Origin of the sequence: Pantoea sp. S62, assembly GCF_016658625.1 — a bacterium.
GTDB classification, from domain to species: Bacteria; Pseudomonadota; Gammaproteobacteria; order Enterobacterales; family Enterobacteriaceae; genus Pantoea; species Pantoea vagans.
Genome location: NZ_JACVVI010000063.1, coordinates 1 through 331, shown reverse-complemented (window position 1 = coordinate 331; position 331 = coordinate 1). Strand labels below are relative to the sequence as shown.

Sequence of the window (331 nt, the reverse complement as noted above, 5' to 3'; positions counted from 1 at the left end):
GCTGGCGTCCAGCGCGGCGCCAAAGCGCTTCGTCAGCGTTTCCAGCGCCCCTTTTTCCACCGGCTGCTGCGCCGTCTGCTGCCGGAACGTGTCGATGGTGCCTTTCATGTCAAACACCACGTAATCGGGCTGTACGGCTCTGGCAACCAGCGCACTGACGCCGGCGCTGAGCGCGATGACCAGCACGGTAAACGCCGCCAGCCGGACGCCGCGGCTGCGCATCATTCGCGCAGCCGCTGTCACGCGAGCGCCGTCACTTATGCTATCCGCGGCTTTTGTAGCCACCTGCTGAGGCGGCTGTCTTTCTTCCTGCATCGTTAATTCCTCTTTT

General features: G+C 63.1%; 1 protein-coding gene. It reads right to left on the bottom strand.

Annotated features, from left to right (window positions below):
• Nucleotides 1-315, bottom strand: a 315-nt coding sequence (locus tag IBT54_RS24945) for a TrbI F-type domain-containing protein (protein ID WP_201253334.1), incomplete at its 3' end; no start/stop codon positions are given.
• Between the last annotated feature and the right edge of the window lie 16 nt (nt 316-331).